The sequence below is a fragment of the Nisaea sp. genome, from assembly GCF_039990255.1.
Lineage (GTDB): Bacteria > Pseudomonadota > Alphaproteobacteria > Thalassobaculales > Thalassobaculaceae > Nisaea.
This window is the reverse complement of the sequence record NZ_JBDXGG010000018.1, coordinates 1,427,153-1,448,980: the sequence shown is the minus strand read 5'-3', so window position 1 is coordinate 1,448,980 and position 21,828 is coordinate 1,427,153. Positions and strand designations below refer to the sequence as shown.

21 protein-coding genes and 1 tRNA gene are annotated in these 21,828 nt (G+C 58.4%); 16 read left to right on the top strand and 6 right to left on the bottom strand.

What is annotated here, in order from left to right; translation table 11 throughout:
* Window positions 1-86: 86 nt before the first annotated feature.
* The 5 genes from plsX to ABJ076_RS17125 all read left to right on the top strand — a co-directional run bounded on the left by plsX (window position 87) and on the right by ABJ076_RS17125 (window position 3,387).
* A complete protein-coding gene (plsX, locus tag ABJ076_RS17145) occupies window positions 87-1,151 on the top strand; it encodes a phosphate acyltransferase PlsX (RefSeq protein WP_348185603.1) in 1,065 nt (354 codons plus the stop codon).
* Entirely contained in the window at window positions 1,148-2,134 is a 987-nt protein-coding gene (locus tag ABJ076_RS17140) for a beta-ketoacyl-ACP synthase III (RefSeq protein WP_348185601.1), read from the top strand. Before plsX ends, ABJ076_RS17140 begins: the two co-directional genes overlap by 4 nt.
* Window positions 2,135-2,376: 242 nt before the next feature.
* Window positions 2,377-2,688 (top strand): integration host factor subunit alpha, encoded by a 312-nt coding sequence (locus tag ABJ076_RS17135; RefSeq protein ID WP_036553124.1) that lies wholly within the window; start codon window positions 2,377-2,379, stop codon window positions 2,686-2,688.
* Between the two features lie 20 nt (window positions 2,689-2,708).
* Window positions 2,709-3,224 (top strand): MerR family transcriptional regulator, encoded by a 516-nt coding sequence (locus ABJ076_RS17130; protein WP_348185597.1) that lies wholly within the window; start codon window positions 2,709-2,711, stop codon window positions 3,222-3,224.
* 86 nt (window positions 3,225-3,310) lie between these two features.
* Window positions 3,311-3,387 (top strand) — tRNA-Pro (locus ABJ076_RS17125).
* A 32-nt stretch (window positions 3,388-3,419) separates the two neighbouring features.
* Here ABJ076_RS17125 and ABJ076_RS17120 read toward each other — a convergent pair.
* Entirely contained in the window at window positions 3,420-3,908 is a 489-nt protein-coding gene (locus ABJ076_RS17120) for a hypothetical protein (RefSeq protein WP_348185594.1), read from the bottom strand.
* Window positions 3,909-3,973: 65 nt separating this feature from the next.
* Window positions 3,974-4,264 carry a hypothetical protein gene (locus ABJ076_RS17115; RefSeq protein WP_348185592.1) on the bottom strand — a complete coding sequence of 97 codons (291 nt, stop codon included), beginning with the start codon at window positions 4,262-4,264 and terminating at the stop codon, window positions 3,974-3,976.
* Between the two features lie 144 nt (window positions 4,265-4,408).
* Between ABJ076_RS17115 and ABJ076_RS17110 the strand changes: the two genes are divergently transcribed.
* Window positions 4,409-5,614, top strand: a complete 1,206-nt coding sequence (locus ABJ076_RS17110) for an MFS transporter (protein WP_348185589.1) — start codon at window positions 4,409-4,411, stop codon at window positions 5,612-5,614.
* A 97-nt stretch (window positions 5,615-5,711) separates the two neighbouring features.
* On the opposite strand, the gene trpE is transcribed toward ABJ076_RS17110, so the two are convergent.
* Both trpE and ABJ076_RS17100 read right to left on the bottom strand, forming a co-directional pair.
* Window positions 5,712-7,220 (bottom strand): anthranilate synthase component I, encoded by a 1,509-nt coding sequence (gene trpE, locus ABJ076_RS17105; protein WP_348185587.1) that lies wholly within the window; start codon window positions 7,218-7,220, stop codon window positions 5,712-5,714.
* Window positions 7,220-9,136 carry a SurA N-terminal domain-containing protein gene (locus ABJ076_RS17100; RefSeq protein WP_348185584.1) on the bottom strand — a complete coding sequence of 639 codons (1,917 nt, stop codon included), beginning with the start codon at window positions 9,134-9,136 and terminating at the stop codon, window positions 7,220-7,222. Before ABJ076_RS17100 ends, trpE begins: the two co-directional genes overlap by 1 nt.
* A gap of 176 nt (window positions 9,137-9,312) precedes the next feature.
* Between ABJ076_RS17100 and tpiA the strand changes: the two genes are divergently transcribed.
* The 5 genes from tpiA (at window position 9,313) to ABJ076_RS17075 (ending at window position 14,525) form a co-directional block, all read left to right on the top strand.
* The gene (tpiA, locus tag ABJ076_RS17095; RefSeq protein WP_348185582.1) at window positions 9,313-10,059 is read left to right on the top strand and encodes a triose-phosphate isomerase; all 747 of its coding nucleotides are present in this window, start codon (window positions 9,313-9,315) and stop codon (window positions 10,057-10,059) included.
* 121 nt (window positions 10,060-10,180) lie between these two features.
* Window positions 10,181-10,495 (top strand): preprotein translocase subunit SecG, encoded by a 315-nt coding sequence (gene secG / locus ABJ076_RS17090; protein ID WP_348185579.1) that lies wholly within the window; start codon window positions 10,181-10,183, stop codon window positions 10,493-10,495.
* A 102-nt stretch (window positions 10,496-10,597) separates the two neighbouring features.
* Window positions 10,598-12,232 carry a CTP synthase gene (locus tag ABJ076_RS17085; protein WP_348185576.1) on the top strand — a complete coding sequence of 545 codons (1,635 nt, stop codon included), beginning with the start codon at window positions 10,598-10,600 and terminating at the stop codon, window positions 12,230-12,232.
* 36 nt (window positions 12,233-12,268) lie between these two features.
* Window positions 12,269-13,111, top strand: a complete 843-nt coding sequence (gene kdsA / locus ABJ076_RS17080) for a 3-deoxy-8-phosphooctulonate synthase (protein ID WP_348185573.1) — start codon at window positions 12,269-12,271, stop codon at window positions 13,109-13,111.
* A 16-nt stretch (window positions 13,112-13,127) separates the two neighbouring features.
* Window positions 13,128-14,525, top strand: a complete 1,398-nt coding sequence (locus ABJ076_RS17075; RefSeq protein WP_348185571.1) for a tetratricopeptide repeat protein — start codon at window positions 13,128-13,130, stop codon at window positions 14,523-14,525.
* A gap of 182 nt (window positions 14,526-14,707) precedes the next feature.
* Here ABJ076_RS17075 and ABJ076_RS17070 read toward each other — a convergent pair whose 3' ends face one another.
* Window positions 14,708-15,145 carry a glyoxalase superfamily protein gene (locus ABJ076_RS17070; RefSeq protein ID WP_348185568.1) on the bottom strand — a complete coding sequence of 146 codons (438 nt, stop codon included), beginning with the start codon at window positions 15,143-15,145 and terminating at the stop codon, window positions 14,708-14,710.
* A 187-nt stretch (window positions 15,146-15,332) separates the two neighbouring features.
* A complete protein-coding gene (locus ABJ076_RS17065; protein ID WP_348185565.1) occupies window positions 15,333-15,806 on the bottom strand; it encodes a cupin domain-containing protein in 474 nt (157 codons plus the stop codon).
* Window positions 15,807-15,970: 164 nt separating this feature from the next.
* On the opposite strand from ABJ076_RS17065, the gene eno reads away from it, so the two are divergent.
* From eno to ABJ076_RS17040, 5 genes are all read left to right on the top strand, one after another.
* Window positions 15,971-17,254, top strand: a complete 1,284-nt coding sequence (eno, locus tag ABJ076_RS17060) for a phosphopyruvate hydratase (RefSeq protein WP_348185563.1) — start codon at window positions 15,971-15,973, stop codon at window positions 17,252-17,254.
* 165 nt (window positions 17,255-17,419) lie between these two features.
* Entirely contained in the window at window positions 17,420-17,836 is a 417-nt protein-coding gene (locus ABJ076_RS17055) for a septum formation initiator family protein (RefSeq protein ID WP_348185561.1), read from the top strand.
* A 146-nt stretch (window positions 17,837-17,982) separates the two neighbouring features.
* The gene (pdhA, locus tag ABJ076_RS17050) at window positions 17,983-19,026 is read left to right on the top strand and encodes a pyruvate dehydrogenase (acetyl-transferring) E1 component subunit alpha (protein ID WP_348185560.1); all 1,044 of its coding nucleotides are present in this window, start codon (window positions 17,983-17,985) and stop codon (window positions 19,024-19,026) included.
* A gap of 54 nt (window positions 19,027-19,080) precedes the next feature.
* Window positions 19,081-20,454, top strand: coding sequence for a pyruvate dehydrogenase complex E1 component subunit beta (locus tag ABJ076_RS17045; protein ID WP_348185557.1), 1,374 nt, complete (start codon window positions 19,081-19,083; stop codon window positions 20,452-20,454).
* Between the two features lie 12 nt (window positions 20,455-20,466).
* On the top strand, window positions 20,467-21,777 hold the full coding sequence (locus tag ABJ076_RS17040) for a pyruvate dehydrogenase complex dihydrolipoamide acetyltransferase (RefSeq protein ID WP_348185555.1): 1,311 nt from the start codon (window positions 20,467-20,469) through the stop codon (window positions 21,775-21,777).
* Window positions 21,778-21,828 lie beyond the last annotated feature (51 nt).

Genomic DNA, 21,828 nt, shown 5'->3' with positions numbered 1-21,828 from the left:
GGCGCGTCTATGTGGAAGGTTAATGACCGAGAGGTTTCGAAACGCGCCGTGTCGGCTGCGTCTTCAGCCCGGATGATGTCGAACATATGGTAGACGGTCCAACACTCGCCCTGGACGCCATGGGCGGCGATAACTCGCCTGATATTGTTGTTCGCGGAGCGGATATCGCTCTCGAACGGTTGCCTGACCTCAAGTTAATTCTGGTCGGTGATGAAACCAAGGTTCGCCCGCTGATCGAGAAGACCAAGCGGCTGCGGAATAGCAATTACACTTTGATCCATACGGACAAGGAAGTAGCAGCCTCGGAGAAACCATCCGTGGCGCTGCGGTCCGGACGTGATTCGAGTATGCGTATTGCGATCAATCAGGTCGCCGAGGGGGCGGCGAACGGGGTCGTTTCTGCCGGCAATACTGGTGCGCTGATGGCCATGTCGAAATTTGTGCTTCGTATGTGTCCAGGCATTGAACGCCCCGCGATAGCCAGTTTCTTTCCGACCAAACGCGGCGAGACCTGCATGCTGGATCTCGGCGCCAATGTCGATTGCGATGCGGAAAACCTGTTCCAGTTCGCTTTGATGGGAGAGATTTTCTCCCGCATGGTACTCGGCCTCAATAAGCCGACGGTCGGCCTGCTGAATGTTGGCAGCGAGGAGCAGAAGGGCAGCGAAGCGGTGCGCGGCGCTGCAGCCAAGTTGCGCGAGACCAAGTCCGACAATTTCGAGTATATCGGCTTCGTTGAAGGCGATGACATTACGGCCGGAACGGTCGACGTAATCGTCACGGACGGATTTTCCGGAAACATTGCGCTGAAGACCGCCGAGGGTACATCACGGATGATCACGCAGTTCCTGCGTGATGCTTTCCGATCTTCCTGGTCCGCCAGGATCGGCTACCTGCTGTGCCGCGGTGCGCTGGAACAAATGCGCAAGCGGCTCGACCCAAGGCGTTACAACGGGGCTGTGTTTCTTGGCTTGAATGGCATCAGTGTAAAGAGCCATGGCGGCACTGACGAGTTCGGTTTCGCCAATGCTGTTTGCGTGGCTGCCGATATGTGCCGTTATGACTTCCTGGACAAAGTAAAAGAAGAGATCGCGCTGTACGGAAATTCCGAAACCGCGGCCCTGACACGCCAGACATCGGTAGCTTCATGAATCTTAAAAAGTCTCTGTTGGTCGGCTGTGGCTCTTATTTGCCGCAGCGGATCGTGACGAATGACGAACTCTCCAAGACCGTTGATACCTCTGATGAGTGGATCACGAAACGGACGGGGATCAAGCAGCGTCACATCGCGGCGGAGGGTGAAGTCACCTCCGATCTCGCGGTGAATGCGGCGCGGGATGCGCTTGAGCGCGCAGGCATGACCATAGCCGACATTGATCTGATCATTGTCGCCACGACAACTCCCGACGATACCTTCCCGTCGACTGCAACGAAGGTTCAGGCAAAGCTGGGTATGGATCACGGCGCAGCCTTCGATATTCAGGCTGTGTGCGCTGGCTTTATCTACGCCCTTGCGACGGCCGATAACTTCATCAAAGCGGGGCAGGCGCAATCGGTGCTTGTCATTGGTGCTGAGACCTTCAGCCGTATTCTTGATTGGGAAGACCGTACAACCTGTGTTCTCTTCGGAGACGGTGCAGGCGCCATTGTGCTGCGCTCGGCAGAGGGCGGTGAGGTCGAGAGTGACTTTGGGGTGATGTCGACGCATCTGCATTCCGACGGTCGCCACCGGGACGTTCTTTATGTCGATGGCGGACCTTCATCGAGCCAGTCGGTCGGTCATGTCCGCATGGCTGGGCAGGAAGTGTTCCGGCATGCAGTTTCAAAACTGTCTGGCGTGATTGATGAGGCCTTGTCAGCTAACGGGCTGGATTCGTCAGCGGTCGACTGGCTGATCCCGCATCAGGCGAACAGCCGTATTATCAAGAGCATGGCGCAGAAAATGAAGCTGCCGGAAGAGAAGGTTGTTTCGACGATTGCCCGGCACGCAAATACCTCGGCGGCGTCTGTTCCGCTCGCATTGACGGAAGCTGTCGGAGATGGTCGCGTGAAGAATGGCGATCTGGTGCTGTTCGAAGCGATCGGCGGGGGGCTTGTATGGGGTGCCGGACTAGTCCGGATAGGTACTCCCTGAATACCTCATTGCGGTTGATAATCTATCGGAAATTGTCTTGTCGAACGGTGTGGTTGATGCCGTAATTCGTTGTCAAATCAGCGTGATAGAGCCCGATTCGGAAAGGCTTATTCGAAATGTGGTTTGGGGCTTCTCGTGGTTCGAAATTAGTTAAGAAAACCGCTCCAAATTCCTGTAATAAGTAGATTAATTGACTGTCTCAAATTTCCACGATACTTTGGGCGTCTAGGATGGGGGTGGCAATGACTGGTAAGACGGTTACACGGGCTCAACTGAGCGAGGCAGTGTATCAGGAAGTCGGTCTTTCTCGTAATGAGTCGGCCGAGTTGGTTGAATCTGTTCTCGAGGAAATCGCGCAATCCTTGTCTCGTGACGAGGTGGTCAAGATCTCGTCATTCGGAAGCTTTCTGGTTCGCCAGAAAGGGGAGCGCATTGGTCGAAATCCGAAGACCGGTGAGGAAGTTCCGATCCTGCCGCGTAAAGTCTTGGTCTTCAGGCCTTCCCACGTCCTCAAGAATCGGATCAACGAAGGGCTTGGCGGCGACGCCGGGTGAGTACGGAGGCATGACGCCTTATGGCTATGCAGACCGACCATCAAAGCACTGGGACTCGTAGAAACGGCAAGTCGGCTTCCGCTTTTCGTACAATCAGCGAGGTTGCCGACGATCTGGAAGTGCCTCCGCACGTCCTCCGTTTTTGGGAAACCAAGTTCTCGCAGGTGCGGCCGCTGAAACGCGGCGGTGGACGCCGCTATTATCGACCGGAAGATGTCGATCTGTTGCGGCGCATCCGTACTTTGCTTTACCAAGACGGCTACACCATTAAGGGCGTTCAAAAACTGCTCAAGGATGGCGGCGCCCGCGCAACTCTAAGGCACGATGAAGGCGGCGAATACGATCCGGAAATTCCGGGACCATCAGCCGCGCGTGTTGTCGAGGATGCGGAGCCTACCTTGCCGCTTGAAGCAGCCATCCAGGATGCCTCGGAGGCCGAGTCCGCTCCGATCGGAACGGACGCGTTGCAGGAGGTCCGCGCGGCGCTTGGTGAGCTGCAATCCCTGAAGAATGCACTCGACAAGGTGCGTCGTTAAGCATTGACACGCATGATGAATTCTAGGGATACGAAGGCGCTTGCGTCCGGCTGTCCGACAGGCTAGAGAAGCCCTTACAGATCGGTCGGAGCGTAGCGCAGCCTGGTAGCGCACTTCACTGGGGGTGAAGGGGTCGTGGGTTCGAATCCCGCCGCTCCGACCAAATCTCTGTAAATTGCGGAATGATGGATGGCTTTAAGGCCACGGTATCTCTGCTGGGACCATGCCAACACGCTTGAAATAGGCATTGAAACTGGTGTCCGGGCCGACCAGGCTATGCATCAGTCTGGCAACCTTCATGCGCCTTTCCGGCACCTTGTAGGGCGCCGTTTCCACATTCAGGGGCTGCGGTAGAATGCAGCGCCAGTTGTCAACGGCAATCAGTTTCTCCCGATAGACCAGCGCGCCATTGAACAGGAAGTCGAGAATGACGGTGTCGCCTCGTTTGTTCGCCAGCTTTTCAAGCCATGGCTCTTTGTAATTTTTGTTCGCGACCAGGCCCCAAGCCATTGAAAATCTGACATCTTCAGTGAAATTCAGCAGCACATTATGTTCCTGCAGCTCGAAGTCAGAGCCGGGCGTTCGGGACGGAACGATGCGGTGCATAAAAGTCGGAACGTTCGAGGCACGCCAATGATCGGGTTTGCTGCCGATGATGGTGCTCAGATACTCCTCAAGTGTCATTCCGCCTCCCTGAGCGGGTTTGCGCGGATTTAGTTGGTCCGCATATGAGGCACGTGTAACGGCGTCTAAATAGCGCTCTTACGGTTAAGAACAGCGCGGCCCTGATCGGTGATTTTGCAGACGAGCCAGTTTGGTTTTAGCGGGTTCTCAAACCATGGCTCGGCCCAGCCATGATCCAGACAGGACTTTACCATGCGATCATTGACCCTCTGCCCCTCAGTGGTGAAAAGCGGCAACTTTCCGCCAGGTTCGTCGAGACCGCGCGCCAGCCAGGAAATCTGGGCCTTTGTCGGCCGCTTGTCTCTGTGAGAGGTCGATCCTTTACTGGACGTCGGTGTGTCGGACTTTGTCGGCATCGTTACGGTTCCCGGCGGCCCGGCGTTCGGGCAAATCAGGGGCATGGTAAATGCCTGCCGGAATGAGTCAAATGCACAAAGAAGAGTTGTGAGCTAGTCGGCTTACTGCGACTGTTGGGCTTCAGAATCTGTGGAACCATCACAATGAGTGCTCTCTCGGATCGCTTGTCTCTGGGCTTTTCCAGTATTGGACACTTTTATTCTCACTTTTTCATGCTGCTCTATCCGACAGCGGTGATTGCTCTGCAGCGTGTGTTCGATGCCCCGTATCATGAGCTTATCGGATTGATGTTCCTGGGGAATTTGCTGTTCGGACTCTGCGCCATTCCGGCTGGGTACCTTGGGGACCGCTGGAGCGCGACGGGGATGATGGTGGTGTTTTTTCTCGGCACTGGCGCCATGTCGATCCTAACCGGATTTGCGACGTCGTTGTTCCAGATAGCGGCGGGCCTGACAGCGATTGGCTTCTTTGCGGCGATATATCATCCAGTTGGTATTGCCTGGGTTGTGCGGCATGTGACCAATCGCGGCAAGGCGCTTGGGATCAACGGTGTTTTCGGCAGTCTGGGGGTGGGTTCCGCTCCACTCATTGCCGCACTGCTCTCGGACCTTGGGTCGTGGCGTCTGGCCTTCATCCTTCCGGGGATCATCTGTGTGCTGACGGGTCTGTTTATGGCTGTTGGAATTTGGAAGGGATGGATCGAGCGTGATACCCGCAAAGGCGCTCCCGTAGCATCAGAGACGAATCGTAAGGATATGAGGCGCGGAGCGTTGGCTCTGGCTGTAACGGTGTGCTGTTCGGGCCTGATCTACCAGGCGACGTCCTTTGCCCTGCCGAAACTGTTCGAGGACCGTCTTGGCACGGGTGAGGGGCTTGTGGGGATCGGTCTTCTTGTTTCGGCGATCTATTTTTGCTCCGGCGGAGCGCAGATTGCTGGTGGGTGGCTGGCAGACAAGTTCAACAAGAAGCGGGTTTATGTGACTGCCTGGGTTCTGCAGATCCCGCTTTTGGTGATCGTGGCATTGCTGAATGGTTGGCTGCTGTTTCCAGTCGCGATTTGCATGGTGTTGTCGAACACTATCGCTGTTCCGACGGAGAACGCACTGTTCGCCCGCTTCACACCGCCGGCCTGGAGAGGCACGGCGTTCGGTGTGAAGTTTCTGCTGACGCTCGGCGTTTCGGCTGGAGCTGTGCCACTGTTGGCCTGGATTTACAGCGTGACCGGTGATTTCGAGTGGCTGTTCTTGATCCTGGGGGCTTTGGCGTTGGCAGCGCTTTCTGCCGCAGCTCTCTTGCCCACAGAAGAGACGCGAAATTCTCCGGACCTAGCCCCAGAGCCGGCGGAATAAATTTGGTTTAGATGTGCTCAGCAAGGCGTTGATTAATAGAAAAAATAAATGTTTTTCGGCTCCGTTTATCGTCTTGAAACGAATGTGAAACAGTTCGTCAGCTTGTACGCGCTGCGAATTTCACTGCTTCGTCGGCCGCGCGGAATAATGCACGGGCCTTGTTCACCGATTCCTGATATTCGCCTTCTGGGTCGCTGTCCGCCACAACGCCGCCGCCAGCCTGGACGTACATGGTCCCGTCCTTCACTACGGCCGTACGGAGGGCAATACAGGTATCCATCGAACCGTTGGCGCTGAAATAGCCGACAGCACCCGCATAGACACCGCGACGGGATTTCTCAAGCTCGTCGATGATCTCCATCGCCCTTACCTTGGGCGCGCCGGAGACAGTTCCGGCCGGAAAGCCACCCCAGAGGGCATCCAACGCATCCAGACCATCCCGCAGCTTTCCGTCGACATGGGAGGCGATATGCATGACGTGGGAATAATACTCGATCACGAACTGCTCGATAACTTTCACCGTGCCGATCTTAGAGACCCGACCGACATCGTTCCGTCCTAGATCCAGCAGCATTAGATGTTCGGCCCGCTCCTTCGGGTCGGACAGCAGCTCCGCGGCCAGTGCCTTGTCTTCCTCTGCCGTGGCGCCGCGCTTGCGGGTGCCGGCGAGGGGGCGCAGCGTGACGTCGCCGTCTCGCACGCGGACCAGAATTTCCGGGCTTGAGCCAACGATCGAGAAATCGCCAAAATCGAAATAGAAAAGAAACGGTGACGGGTTTAGCCGACGTAGCGAGCGGTACAGTGCCAGAGGCGAGAGTTTGAACGGCACGGAGAACCGTTGAGAAGGCACCACCTGGAACGCATCGCCAGCGGCAATGTAGTCCTTGGCCTTCTCCACCATCTGGTGGAACTCTTCATGTGTCGTATTTGAGCTTGGTTCTGGCTGCGGAGTCGCTTCGCCAACACCCTGACGGGTCATCGGCAGGTTCCTGTCGAAATCCTGCAGCACTTCCGCGAGCAGAGTGCGAGCCGCGTCATACGCCGCTTCCGCCGATAGGCCCTCGTTCGGCCGCACGGGCGTTACAATGGTAACGACATCCTCAAGCCTGTCGAAGATGCAGATCACTGTTGGGCGGAGGAACAATCCGTCAGGAACGCCGAGATCGTCTGGGTTCTCGTCCGGAATGCGCTCGGCCAACCGGACCGCGTCATACCCCATATAGCCGAACAGGCCCGACGCCATCGGCGGCAGATTCTCGGGCAGCTCAATTTCCGATTCCGCGAGCAGGCTGCGGAATGAGGCCTGCGGATCTTCGGCACAGGGCTCGAAGGCATGTGGATCAATCCGGGCTTGCCGATTGATTTCAGCCTGATTTTTCTTGAAACGCCAGATCACATCGGGCCGAAGACCGATGATCGAGAACCGGCCGCGTACGCTGCCACCTTCAACGGATTCCAGCAGGAACGCGTTTGCCCGGCGTTCCGCCAGTTTCATCATTGCCGAAACCGGTGTTTCCAGATCCGCAACAAGCGTCGTCCAGACGACCTGAGGAGCCCCGTCCGCGTAAGTCTTGGAGAACGGGGAGATTTCAGGCGAAACCTGCATCAGAACATTCCACCACTTTGATGCGCGTACCCGCCACCTTGACCCACACCTTCGATCACGCTGAGCGGCAGAGCCGGGTTGATGGATACGTCGTGGTTCTCGCGCAAGGCAGTAATGAGGCTCTCGACGGCATCCGAAGCGATCCCGGCCTTGAGCTGCTGGCCAAGCGGGCCCTCGGCGTCGTCGCTCCCCTCAGCGTCCTGGATGGCGGAAAGCTCCGTGATGTAGACCTGGGTCAGATCTTCGGACATGCCGATATCTCCGACCTTGAGGCCAAATGCGATTTCCGCGACATCTGCCGGCGCACCTTCAGGCAGGCCATCGCCTGTGCGGGCAAATGGCTCGGTTGTGACAACATCATAGCCTGCTTTCTCGGCAGCTGGCGACAGGCCGCCGGAGGCCGCAGCCTTCACCAGTTCCTGCGCCCGAACGAGATTCGCTGAGGCCCGCTGCTCTTCCATGTAATTGAGCTTTACCTGATCTTTCACCACGTCCAGCGGGCGGATCGCAGATTCGGAAATCCCGTCAACACGCAGGATGAAATATCCGCCGTTGCGGGTTTCCTCAAGTTGGCTCTGATCGTTCAGGGGCGTTGCAAAAAGCGTGGTGCGGAAGGACGGATCGCGAACAATCCCGTCGACCTGATTGCCGTCTGCATCGCGGCCCTGATTGTCGAGCGCCGCAAAATTCTGCACATCGACATCAACCGTCTTGGCGGCCTCCTCGATCGTATCTCCGCCGGCCAAAGCGTCTTCGATCTGATTGGCGATCTCGAAAATCCGGTCCAGCGCATCATTCTGAGCAAGATCGGTTTTGAGGCGTTCTTTCACATCGGCGAAGGGGTGGGTGGTTTCCTCGGTGATGTCCGTTACGCGGAAGATATGCCATCCCAGATCGCTCTCGACGGGCGCTGTCGGAACATTAAGCTCTGCGCCGAAGATCGAGTCGGCAAGGGCGGTTCCATCAAGATCGGCGCGTGTGATCGTTCCGAGCGATAGAGCGCCTTCTGGCAAATCGGCAACGTCTTTGGCTACAGCATCGAAGCTCTGACCCTCATTCAGCGCTGCGGCGGCTTTGTCGGCAGTTTCTTTATCGGCGAGGAAGATTTGATCGACCGTGCGCCGCGCGTCAGTACGGAATTCGTCCAGGCGTATTTCATAGGATTCAAGCAGGCGATCCTCGGAGATCTCAATATCGGCTGCCAATGCCTCAGCTGTCAGAGAAAGGACGGTCGCGGACCGATATTCCGGGGCACGGTATCTTTCCTTGTTCTCATTATAGAAACTGTCGAGCGCACTGTCTGTCGGGGCCGCCGGTTCCGGCAGGTTTTTGACATCGAGAGTAATCAGTTTGGCCACGCGGCGTTCGTTCCGGTAGCGATAAAGCAGATCTGTCACGACCTTCGGCGCTTCGATGCCGGCGGTCACAGCGTTGACGATCTGATCGCGCATGATCTCCTCACGCAGCAGCCGGACAAACCCGTCTTCGCTCAACTGAGCCCGGTAAAGCACCTGACGGAACATGTCTGGGTTGAACTGGCCCGTCTGATCCTTGAAGGCCGGCATGTCGCCGATACGCTGACGCACCAGATCCTCACCGACGGCAAGACCGAGGTCATTGCTTTCGGCGATGAAGAGGGCGCGGTTGGCAAGATCGTCCATGACCTGTTCGAGGACGCCGATCTCGGCGGCTTCCTGGGCGGTCATCTGCAGGCCGGTCGTGCGGCGTACGCGTTCGAACTCGTCCAGCACCTCGGCTGTTGTGATTTCTACACTGCCGACTTCGATTGCGGCCTTGCCGGTCGGCGAGCCGAGGAAGATATCCCCTATGCCCCAGACAGCGAAGGATGCAATCAGCAGAACAAACAGCGCCTTGACGAAGATGGATGTGACGCGGGATCGGATCAGTTGAAGCATGAGTAACGTCGCGGCCTTTTCGGGTTTCACGGCCCCTTATGGGGAGGCGCATAATAGAAGCGGCGCAATCTATGCCGCAACTCGCAATTCAGAAGGAATTTCCTGCCTCCCTCAGTCGTGACATGTGTGGTAAGCCGAACCTAGGTTTTCAAGCAAGCTCGAGGGAAGTGACAGAGATGACGCGCCGTGTCCTGATCGCCGGAAACTGGAAGATGAATATGCTGCGCGCCGATGGCGAGGCTTTGGCGACTGCCTTGGCCTCAGGCGTCGCGCCGGGATCTGCTGCGGATCTGCTGGTTTGCCCACCTGCAACTCTGATTGCGTCGGTAGCGGCGAAGCTGTCTGGCAGTGCTGTTTCCGTCGGCGGACAGGATTGTCATATGAATGAGAGCGGAGCCCATACCGGTGATATAGCCGCTGCGATGATCAAGGATCTTGGCGCGGGGTACGTCATTGTCGGTCATTCCGAGCGTCGGGCCGATCACGCTGAAAGCGACGAGACCGTTAAATCGAAGGCCTCCGCAGCGCTTGCTGCGGCGCTGATTCCGATTATCTGCGTCGGAGAGACCGAAGGCGAACGCGATGCCGGAAAAGCCGAATCTGTCGTGGGCTCGCAGCTTTGCGGGTCAATTCCTGAATCTGCGACAGAAGACACCATCGTCATTGCTTACGAACCTGTCTGGGCGATCGGCACCGGCCGGACGCCAACGGTTGATGACATAGCCGCCATGCATTCCCATATGCGGCAGGTGGCAGGCAGTGTGCTGGGCGGATCGGACAATCTTCGTCTGCTCTACGGGGGCTCTGTGAAGCCGGGGAATGCCATGGAAATCCTCGCGCTTAGGGATGTGGACGGTGCCCTTGTCGGCGGCGCCAGCCTCAAGGCGGAAGATTTTCTCGGTATCGCCGCGGCCGCTGAGTAAATCCGCCAGATAGAATTCGTCCTAGCCAAGCGCGGGTGAGGGAGCTAAAACGCGGCTTCAATGATTATGCCTTTCGGGGCGCGTCTATGTCGCTGCGTCGAAAGAGAGCCTGGAAAGAACCATGATCGAAGTCCTGCTTGTCGTTCATCTGATGATCGCTTTGGCCCTTGTCATTGTCGTTCTGCTGCAGCGGAGCGAAGGTGGCGGGCTCGGTATTGGCGGCGGTGGCGGTGCTGGTGGCGGTTTGATGTCCGCGCGCGGTACGGCCAACCTGCTGACCCGCAGCACCGCGATTCTTGCAGCCTGCTTCTTCGGCACCAGCATCCTGCTTGCGATTCTCGCTGAAACGAACACACGCGGCTCGATTGCCGACCAGGTTCCGGTGAGTTCTGAGCCTGCTGTTCCGACTGGTCCTGCGGCGCCAGTCTCAGAATAACTCTTAGTTTCCTGCGTGTTCGGCGCCCCGCTCGAAAACGGGCGGGCGTACGGGCGCGTTTTGTCTATGTCAGTTTCATCAATTCGGATATAACGCAGCTCCATGTCTCGCTTTATTTTCATTACCGGCGGCGTGGTTTCCTCCCTCGGCAAAGGTCTCGCCTCGGCAGCTCTCGGCTCGCTCCTGCAAGCCCGAGGCTATAAGGTCCGTCTGCGCAAGCTTGATCCTTACCTGAACGTGGATCCGGGCACGATGAGCCCGTATCAGCACGGCGAAGTCTTTGTCACCGACGACGGCGCGGAAACCGATCTCGATCTAGGCCATTACGAACGCTATACCGGGGTCTCTGCGACCAAGAACGACAGCGTGTCCACCGGCCAGATTTATATGGACGTGATCTCGCGGGAGCGGCGCGGAGATTATCTCGGCGCCACTATCCAGGTTATTCCGCACGTTACCGACGCCATCAAGGAATTCTGCAAGTCGAACCTCGGCGATGAGGATTTCGTGCTGTGCGAGATCGGTGGTACCGTTGGTGACATTGAAAGTCTGCCGTTCCTTGAAGCCATTCGGCAACTCGGTAATGAGCTCGGTCGCGAGCGCTCCCTGTTCGTCCATCTGACGCTTGTGCCTTGGATCGCCTCGGCTGGCGAGCTTAAGACCAAACCGACCCAGCACTCGGTGAAGGAATTGCAGAGCGTCGGCATTCAGCCTGACATTCTGCTTTGCCGCTCCGAGTACGATATCCCCGTCGAACAGCGCCGTAAGATTGCACTGTTCTGCAATATCCGGCCGGAAGCTGTGATCCCGGCGCTTGACGTCGATACGATTTATCACGTGCCGGTCGCCTATCATAATGACGGGTTCGACGTTGAGGTTTGCCGCCATTTCGGTTTGCTGGAAGAAGGCGAGCCGGAGCCGGATCTGAGCCGCTGGACCGATATCACCCACACCGTCCGCAATCCGGAAGGTACGGTGAAGATCGCTGTCGTTGGTAAATATACCAGCCTGCTCGACAGCTATAAGTCTCTCGCCGAATCCTTGGCCCATGGTGGTATCGCCAACAAGGTGAAGGTTGAGCTGGACTGGATCGACAGTGAGATCTTCGAGCGTGACGACACTATTCACCGCCTTGAGGATGTCCATGGCATCCTGGTGCCTGGCGGTTTTGGCGAACGTGGAGCTGAAGGTAAGGTCAAGGCTGTCACTTTCGCCCGTGAGCACAAGATTCCCTATTTCGGAATCTGTTTCGGCATGCAGATGGCGGTGATTGAAGCCGCTCGTGCGCTGGCCGGGATGGAAGGCGCGGGCTCGACGGAGTTCGGCCCGTGCGAGCTTCCGATTGTCGGTCTACTGACCGAGTGGGTTCGCGGCAACGAGACGGAACAGCGCGCCGCTGACGGCGACCTTGGCGGCACCATGCGTCTGGGCGCCTATGATTGCCGCCTAGTCTCCGATTCCAAGGTGCGTGAGATCTACGGCACCGAGATGATCAGCGAACGCCACCGGCATCGCTATGAAGTGAACATCAATCACAAGGCGGCTCTGGAAGCGGCTGGATTGCGATTCTCGGGCCTGTCCCCGGATGGTGAGCTGCCGGAGATTGTCGAGCTGCCGAACCACCCATGGTTTATCGGGGTGCAGTTCCATCCGGAGCTGAAGTCGAAGCCGTTCGATCCGCATCCGCTTTTCACCAGCTTTATCGAAGCAGCCGTTACCCAGTCCCGCCTCGTCTAGGGTGAGGCGGGCCTTTTAAGGCTTGGGAGACTCCATATGAGCGCGAAAACCGTCAAAGTCGGTTCCGTTGAGTTTGGCAATGATAAGCCCTTCGCGCTCATCGCCGGGCCTTGCGCCATGGAGAGTAGGGAACACGCGCTTGAGATGGCCGAGGCCCTGACTGGCATTTGCGGTGATCTCGGCATCGGCTTCATCTACAAAAGCTCCTACGACAAGGCGAACCGGACGAGTGCAGGCTCAGATCGCGGTATCGGCATGGATAATGGCCTGCCGATCCTGTCGGAAGTACGCGAGACATTTGGCTGCCCGGTGTTGACGGATGTGCATGAGCCGTCCCATTGCGCCATGGCCGCCGAGCATGTTGATATCCTGCAGATCCCTGCTTTCCTGTGCCGTCAGACTGACTTGCTGCTCGCCGCTGCGGCGACAGGCAAGGCTGTAAATGTGAAAAAGGGCCAGTTTCTTGCGCCCTGGGATATGCCCAATGTGGCGGCGAAGGTCGCAAGCAACGGCAATGAGAACATTCTGCTGACGGACCGGGGAACAAGCTTCGGCTACAACACGCTGGTCAGCGACATGCGCGGCCTGCCGACCATGGCCAAGACCGGCTACCCGATCATTTTCGACGCGACCCATTCGGTACAGCAGCCGGGCGGGCAGGGCGGTACGTCCGGCGGCCAGCGTGAATTCGTACCCGTGCTGGCGCGGGCGGCAATCTCTCTTGGGATTGCGGGCGTTTTCATCGAGACACACGAGAACCCGATGAGTGCGCCGAGCGACGGTCCGAACATGGTTCCTCTTGCGGAAATGCGTGCGCTGCTCGAAACTCTGAAGGCATTCGATACACTCGCGAAAGCGAATCCCATATCACTCGAATAAGCCTCAGGAGCGGAAAATGCCGGTTTTCTCGGACGGTCTCGGACTTTCAGTCACAGCAGCGTCCGAAGAGGCAGCCGCGGCTTTCGGCAGCACAGTCGACGGCTATGTCCGTTTTACCCGCGATACCGGTGACCGTTTGAAGGGTACCCTGACGGCCGATCCGGACATGCCAATCGCGCATGTGACCAAGGGCTATTTCATGAAGCTCTTCGGCACCAAGGCGATGGCATTGCGGGCTGACAAGGCGCTCGGAACTGCGAAAGAACTCTCCTCCAGAATAGCCATCACCGAACGGGAGCAGGGCCACCTCGCTGCCCTCGACAACTGGTGCGCTGGCAATATAGACGGCGCGTCGGATGCCTGGGAGAGCGTGCTGCTCGATCACCCGACCGATATGCTCGCTCTCCGGCTTGCTCACTTCGCCCATTTTTACGCGGGTGACGGCGCGAAAATGCGGGATAGCGTTGCTCGTGTGCTACCCGCCTGGGACCGCTCACATCCTCTCTACGGCAACCTGATCGGCATGTATGGGTTCGGGCTCGAAGAGTCCGGCGATTACCGCCAGGGAGAGAGGATGGCCCGCGAGGCCGTCGATATCGATCCGAAGGATGCCTGGAGCGTTCATGCCGTCGCCCATGTCATGGAGATGGAAGGACGCCACAAGGAAGGGATCGACTGGATCCAGGGCCTCGAGCCGCACTGGAGTTCCGTCCATAATTTCCGCTTCCACGTCTGGTGGCACCGCACGCTGTTTCATCTTGAGCGCTACGAGTTCGATACCGTGCTGGAACTCTACGACAGCCAGGTCGCCAGCGATCTTGAGGCAGACCAGTATCTCGACGTGGTGAACGCAGCGGCACTGCTCTGGCGCCTGGAGCTTTACGGCATAGACGTCGGGCCGGAGCGCTGGTCCGCACTGGCGGAGCTCGCCAAGAACCACCTGGATGACCACGAGCTGGTTTTCGTCAGCCTGCATTACCTGATGGCATTGCTCGGCGCAGGCCGGATGGAAGAGGCGGGGGAGCTGGTTGAGAAGCTGCGCGCCTATGCGGACGGGGAAGGCACCCGGGACGAAACCCAGGCGATGGTCACGAAGAAGGTCGGCCTCGCCCTGGCCGACGCCATGACAGCCATCCGCACAGGCAACCCGTCCCGCGCAGTCTCCCTGATCTGGCCGGTGCGCTACGACATCCGCCTGATTGGCGGTAGCCACGCCCAGCGTGATGTGTTCGAGGAAATGCTCGTCGATGCCAGCCTGAAAGGCAACGACCCCCGCATCGCCCGCGCCCTGCTGGCCGAGCGGACCACCCGCAAGCCGAACAGCGCCTGGAGCTGGCAGCGATACGGGGATGCGCTGGGGGACACTCCCGAGGCAACGACCGCCAGGTCCCGCACGGACGAGTTGCTCGCGTAAGCCTGACGACGCCTCCCCTTATTATTAGCCGTCACCCCGGCGTAGGCCGGGGCCCAGTGATCATGAAGCACGGTCCGTCATCCTTCTGGGGCCGGTCCTCCGACGGGATGACAAACTAGGGGGCGCGATGACGGGACTGGGAGGGATGACGCTGTTGGGGGAAGGGCGTCATCTCTCTTTCATCAGTCCAGCACGAGCTGCGGCGCGCCGTTTGAGGTTTTCTGAGGCGTTCTGCCATCAGGTGTCAGCGTGCAGGTGACGCGCTGGCGGAAGGACGAGAAACTTTCGAATGACACGACGTCCACCGGCTCGTCGAAATGCAGGGTGACACGGAAGCGGGCGTGCATCTCCATCGCGTGGACATCCAGAACGGTTGCCGTGAATGGCTGGCCGAGATAGCGGCCGGTCACGCGGTCGCCCTTGGAGGCTGGGCTGCGGATTTTTGGCCGGCTCGCTGCCGCCGACAGGTTGTTCCAGTCCTTGAAGCCCATATCGTGGGCAACCCGCTCAAGGGCCTGGCTGTGGGAAATGATGATCCCTTGAGCCGCGAGGTCCCGGCGTAATTCGCCGGCGCTGTATTTCAGCTCTTCGATAGAGGGAAGTGTTTCGGTGTCGGACATGATAAACCTTTCATCGTCACGACATGCGGAAAGTGAATGGTGCTCGCCTTGCCATTCCCGCATGCCGGAGACATCGGTTTGATCATCTGAACGCTCGGGCATTTCACCGTGGCAGTGCCGCGAGCGGCGGGCATCCCCTAGCCCGTCCGCGGAAAATACCGGCAAAAGCGTTCAAGTCAACAGCCCCTCAATAGGGCGTTCCGTCTTTTTTCTGGAACTGGTGATCCCCGTCGACCCAGTCGACGCGGAGATCGAGCCCCGGGTAAGCCACCTGGTCGCCGGGTGTCCTGTCTCCGATCTCAAGATAACTTGCCGGGGCATCGGACCGGTTCACCAGACAATGCCCATCGGGTTTGTTCTTCGGGAAGGCGGCGCACATGCCGGGTGTCAGGAGTTGCTCACCCGTATCGGTGATCAGTGTTAGCTCACCAGAGACGATAAAGACGAATTCATCCTGCATGGTGTGCCAATGGCGCAGGGCGGAGCCTTGTCCGGGCGGCACGGTCGTCAGGTTGACGCCGAAGTTGGTGAGGCCTCCGAAATCGCCGAGCTTACGCTTTTCGCGCAATTTGGAGCCATCCTGGAACTGGGCTGGGTAGTCGCTACCAACCCGTGCCGGAACGTCCATCGGGTCGAAGGCGGGGTTTGCCGGTTTGTTCATTTTAGTCTCTCCCACATTTGGTTAACAGGATCATAGAGGAGGCTTGCTCACACACAAATTCACCGTGATGGCATTGCAACCTTTCCCCGCGCCGAGTATGCCTCTTCCCGCCGGGCTTTCCGGCGATTTCAGATCCGATCACCGTCATTCTGGAGAACGAAACCATGAGCGCCATCGTCGATATTACCGGACGCGAGATTCTCGACAGCCGCGGTAACCCGACCGTCGAGGTTGATGTGACCCTTGAGACAGGCGCCATGGGCCGCGCCGCCGTGCCCTCAGGTGCCTCCACAGGCGCTTACGAGGCTCTGGAGCTGCGCGATCAGGATGCAGGGCGCTATGGCGGCAAGGGTGTGCTGCAAGCGGTCGACGCGGTGAATGGCGAGATTTTCGACGCGCTCTACGATATGGACGCGAGCGAGCAGCTGATCATCGACAGGACACTGCTCGATCTGGATGGCACCGATAAGAAGGAGCGTCTGGGCGCCAATGCGATGCTCGGTGTCAGTCTTGCCGTCGCCAAAGCTGCTGCCGACGATCACGAAATGCCGCTCTATCGCTATATAGGCGGGGCTTTTTCACATCTGTTGCCGACGCCGATGATGAACATCATCAATGGTGGGGCGCATGCGGATAATCCGATCGATTTCCAGGAATTCATGATCATGCCGCTCTCCGCTCCCAGCCTGGCGGAAGCTGTGCGCGTCGGCGCCGAAGTGTTCCACGCACTGAAGAAGAAGCTTTCCGAGGCCGGGCACAGCACCAATGTCGGGGATGAAGGTGGTTTCGCGCCGAACCTGAAGAGCGAGGAGGAAGCCCTCGGTTTTGTCATGTCCGCAATCGAAGCGGCGGGCTATAAGCCGGGTGATGACGTTGCCATCGCGCTCGATCCGGCCTCGACGGAATTCTTCAAGGACGGCAAGTATATTCTGGCCGGGCAGGGCAAGACGCTGGATGCCGGCGGCATGATCGATCTTTATGAAGATCTCTGCGCCCGTTTCCCGATCGTTTCCATTGAGGACGCACTCTCCGAAGATGACTGGGACGGTTTCAAAGCCCTGACCGATCGTATTGGCGGCAAGGTCCAGATCGTTGGCGATGACCTTTTCGTGACCAACCCGGCCCGGCTGCGCGAGGGCATCGTCAAAGGTGCAGCCAACTCCATCCTGGTCAAAGTGAACCAGATCGGCACCCTGAGCGAAACCCTGGAGACCTGCGAGACGGCGCACAAGGCAGGTTATACAACGGTCATGTCGCACCGTTCGGGCGAGACAGAGGACTCGACAATCGCCGACCTCGCGGTTGCCGTGAATGCAGGCCAGATCAAGACCGGTTCGCTCTCCCGCTCCGACCGGATGGCGAAATACAACCAGCTGATCCGGATAGAGGAAGACCTTGGTTCGGCGGCCCGCTATGCCGGTCGCGCAGCCCTCGGCCCGCGCGCCTAAAAAATTAGCGTGACAACCTCACTCGGAGGCACATAAGCCGCCTCCGAGTGAGTCCTTTTGGCAACATGTTGTTCTGATTGAGAACCTTAAATTGAAGGTTCTTATTTCGTTCACGTTGACCGTCCGATTCGCGAGTGATTCACTCGGATCTATTGGAGACAGGTCATGACCCTCGCATTTGAGATCAAACGGCGCGCACGGCACGTGGTTGGCCCGGTCATTGGCTGTCTGCTTCTTGGCTATTTCGTTTTCCATTCCGTTGAGGGCGACCGCGGCATCCATGCCTGGCGTGCGCTCGACAGCAAGATCGAAATCGCGGAGGCCAAGCTTGCCGTGCTCAAGGGCAAGCGTGAGTCGCTGGAAAAGAAGGTCGCCATGCTGCACCCGGACAGCATCGATCGTGACCTGCTGACAGAGCAGGCGCGCCGGGTTCTGAACTACCTGGATCAGGACGATTTCGTTATCTCCGGGATGTCGGCCACGGAGGTGCCAAATTCCGTTGGTGCGACGCAACAAGTCATTGATGCAGTGCAGCAATTTCCGAAAATGCGCGCAATTTCAACAGCTTCAGGCGTTAATTAGCCAAAATCAGGTTAAATATAGGATATCTCTTTATTTTCAATAAGTTAACTCTATTGAAAATCTAGGTAAATTGCATTACTTCTCTTCTTACATTTAATGAGGCGTTTGCGATCAACGGCGCCTTGTTCCGGTTGAAAGGGAGAGAGATGGCTCAAGCGAAGTCAGCTGCCGGCGCAAGCCGCAGCGCACCCACACGGACTCGTAAATCCCGTCCTGCAAAGCCACCGAAGAACAATGCTGCGGAGCTGCTGCCGTTTTATCGCGATATGCTGCTGATCCGCCGGTTCGAGGAAAAAGCGGGGCAGATGTACGGGATGGGCCTGATCGGCGGCTTCTGCCATCTCTATATCGGCCAGGAAGCGGTCGTTGTCGGTATGCAGTCCGCCATCGGCAAGGGCGACAAGGTGCTGACAAGCTATCGTGACCACGGCCACATGCTTGCCTGCGGTATGGATGCGCGCGGTGTCATGGCTGAGTTGACCGGCCGGATCGGCGGTTACTCCAAAGGCAAGGGCGGCTCGATGCACATGTTCAGCCGCGAGAAGGACTTTTACGGCGGCCACGGGATCGTCGGTGCGCAGGTTCCGATCGGCGCTGGGCTGGCCTTCTCGAACAAATATAAGGGTACGAACGAGGTCAGCCTTACCTATCTCGGAGATGGCGCCCTGAATCAGGGGCAGGTCTACGAGACTTTCAACATGGCGGCGCTCTGGAAGTTGCCGGTGATTTTCATCATCGAGAACAACAAATACGCCATGGGCACGTCGGTAACCCGGGCGGCTGCCGGTATTTCGCTTTACCAACGTGGCGCGGCCTACGGTATTCCGGGCGCTGAAGTGGATGGCATGGATGTCGTTGCAGTGCAGGAGGCGGCCGAGAAGGCCGTCAAGCATTGTCGCTCCGGCAAAGGCCCGTACATCCTGGAAATGAAGACCTACCGCTATCGAGGCCATTCCATGTCCGATCCGGCGAAGTACCGGACCAAGGACGAGGTCAACAAGATGCGTCAGGAGCATGACCCGATCGACCAGCTGCGCGCCAAGTTGTTGGAAATCGGTGTCGAGGAAGACGAGTTGAAAGGCATTGACCGCGAGATCAAGGCGATCGTCACCGACGCTGCCGATTTCGCTCAGTCCAGCCCGGAGCCGGATCCTTCCGAACTCTTCACGGATATTTTGGTCGAAGCCTGAGTAAGCGCGTGCTGCCTGCGCAGGTATTGCGCGGCGCCGCGGGAGGAAAAGCGAATGAGCGTACAAATCCTGATGCCGGCCCTGTCGCCGACCATGACCGAAGGCAAGCTTGCCACTTGGATGGTCAAGGAAGGGGACAGTGTTTCCGCCGGTGACGTTATCGCCGAGATCGAGACAGACAAGGCGACGATGGAAGTCGAAGCCGTGGATGAGGGGGTCATCGGCAAGATCCTGGTGGATGCCGGGACCGATGCCGTGGCGGTTAACACGCCGATTGCTGTACTGCTGGAAGAGGGCGAGGACGCAAGCGCTGTAGACAATGCGCCAGCCGCGCCAGCCCCTGCTGTCGCCGAAGCACCGGTTGCGGAGCCTGCCCCCGCAGCTGCACCGGTTGCGCCAGCGGCCGTGGCGCCAGCAAGCGACGAGGACAAGTATTTCGACAGCGTGAAAACCCAGACCATCCGCGAAGCCTTGCGCGATGCCATGGCCGAGGAAATGCGTGATGACGACCGTGTCTTCGTAATGGGCGAAGAGGTTGCTGAATATCAGGGTGCCTACAAAGTAACCCAGGGACTGCTGCAGGAATTCGGTGACAAGCGGGTTATCGACACGCCGATCACCGAGCATGGCTTTGCCGGCCTCGCCGTCGGTGCGGCCTTTGGCGGCCTGAAGCCGGTCGTCGAATTCATGACATTCAACTTCGCCATGCAGGCTATCGATCACATCATCAACTCTGCGGCGAAGACGCTTTACATGTCTGGCGGTCAGATGGGCTGCCCGATGGTATTCCGCGGTCCGAATGGCGCCGCCGCACGTGTCGGTGCGCAGCACTCCCAATGCTATGCCAGCTGGTACGCGCACTGCCCGGGCCTGAAAGTTGTGGCTCCTTATTCGGCGGCCGACGCCAAGGGGCTTCTGAAATCCGCCATCCGCGACCCGAACCCGGTGATCTTCCTTGAGAATGAAGTGCTCTACGGACAATCCTTCGACGTCCCGGTGAGCGAGGATTTCACGGTTCCGATTGGCAAGGCGAAGGTTGTCCGTGAGGGTACGGACGTCACCATAACAGCCTTCTCCATCATGGTCGGCAAGGCGCTTCAGGCGGCCGAAAAACTGGCGGAGCAGGGGATCAGTGCCGAGGTAATCGACCTGCGCACCATTCGGCCGTTAGACACCGCCACGATCATTGCTTCTGTGCAGAAAACCAATCGCCTCGTGACCTGCGAGGAAGGCTGGGCGACGTGCGGCATAGGCTCCGAAATTGCCACCATGGTGATGGAGCAGGCTTTCGATTATCTGGATGCGCCGGTTGCCCGTGTTGCCGGTGAGGACGTACCGATGCCCTACGCGGCTAATCTGGAAGCAATGGCTCTGCCGCAGGCGGAGAATATCGTAGAGGCGGCCAAGTCCGTCTGCTATCGCGGCTGAGGGAGAGACATAATGGCTATACCCGTTCTGATGCCTGCCCTGTCGCCGACCATGACGGAGGGAAAACTTGCCACTTGGATGGTAGCCGAAGGAGACAATATCTCCGCTGGTGACGTGATTGCTGAGATCGAGACAGACAAGGCGACAATGGAAGTCGAAGCCGTCGACGAAGGTGTGCTCGGCAAGATCATCGTTGCTGCCGGTACCGACAACGTGGCCGTGAATGCACCTATCGCCGTGATTCTGGAAGAGGGCGAAGACGCAGGCAGCGTGGATATGAATGCTGTGGCAGGAAGCGGCGGTCCCGCTCCGAAAGTGGAAGCAAAGCCGGAACCGGCCGCTGCGGCGCCGGTGCCTGCAGCTCCAGCGCCCAGACCTGATCCGGCGGCCCCGGCCGCTTCTTCCGGAGAGCGTGTGTTTGCCAGCCCGCTCGCGCGTCGTATGGCGGAGCAGGCCGGGCTCGATCTTGGTCAAATCGCGGGCTCCGGTCCGAACGGCCGTATCGTGAAGCATGATATCGAGAATGCGATCGCCGGCGGAACCGGCAAGGCTGCTCCGGCCGCTGCACCGGTACCCGCCGCCGCGCCGGCTCCGGCACCGTCTCTCGGTTCTGCTCCAAGCCCGGACGTGCCCGGCTTGCCGGCGTTCGATGAAATTCCGAACACCAACATGCGCAAGGTCATCGCCAAGCGTCTGGCCGAGTCCAAGCAATTTGCCCCGCACTTCTATCTAACCGTCGATTGCGAGATTGATGCGCTGTTGAACGTGCGCAAGGAACTGAACGCCAAGCTCGACGGCGAAAAAGTCTCGGTAAACGATCTTGTTATCAAGGCTTCAGCCCAGGCTCTGAAGAAAGTGCCTGCTGCCAATGCGAGTTGGACTGACGAAGCGATCCGGATCTTCAAATCCGTTGATATCTCCGTCGCGGTCGCCATTGAAGGCGGTTTGATCACTCCGGTTATTCGCGGCGCGCAGAACAAGGGCGCTCTTGATATTGCCCGTGAAATGAAAGACCTCGCGTCCCGTGCCCGTGATGGCAAGTTGATGCCCGAGGAATACCAAGGCGGCACCTTCTCGATTTCCAATCTCGGTATGTTTGGGATCAAGGATTTCTGCGCCGTGATCAATCCGCCGCAAGGTGCGATCCTGGCCATCGGTGCCGGTGAACAACGTCCGGTCGTGAAGGACGGCGCGCTCGCCGTTGCCACGGTCATGAGCTGCACGCTCTCGGTCGACCACCGGGTTGTCGACGGCGCGGTCGGAGCTGAGTTTCTGGCTGCCTTCAAGAAGCTGATCGAAGATCCGCTGACCATGCTGCTCTGATTGTTCGGGCGGCTAGGATGCCGCCCGTCCCATTTCAGGCGTTTCCAATTT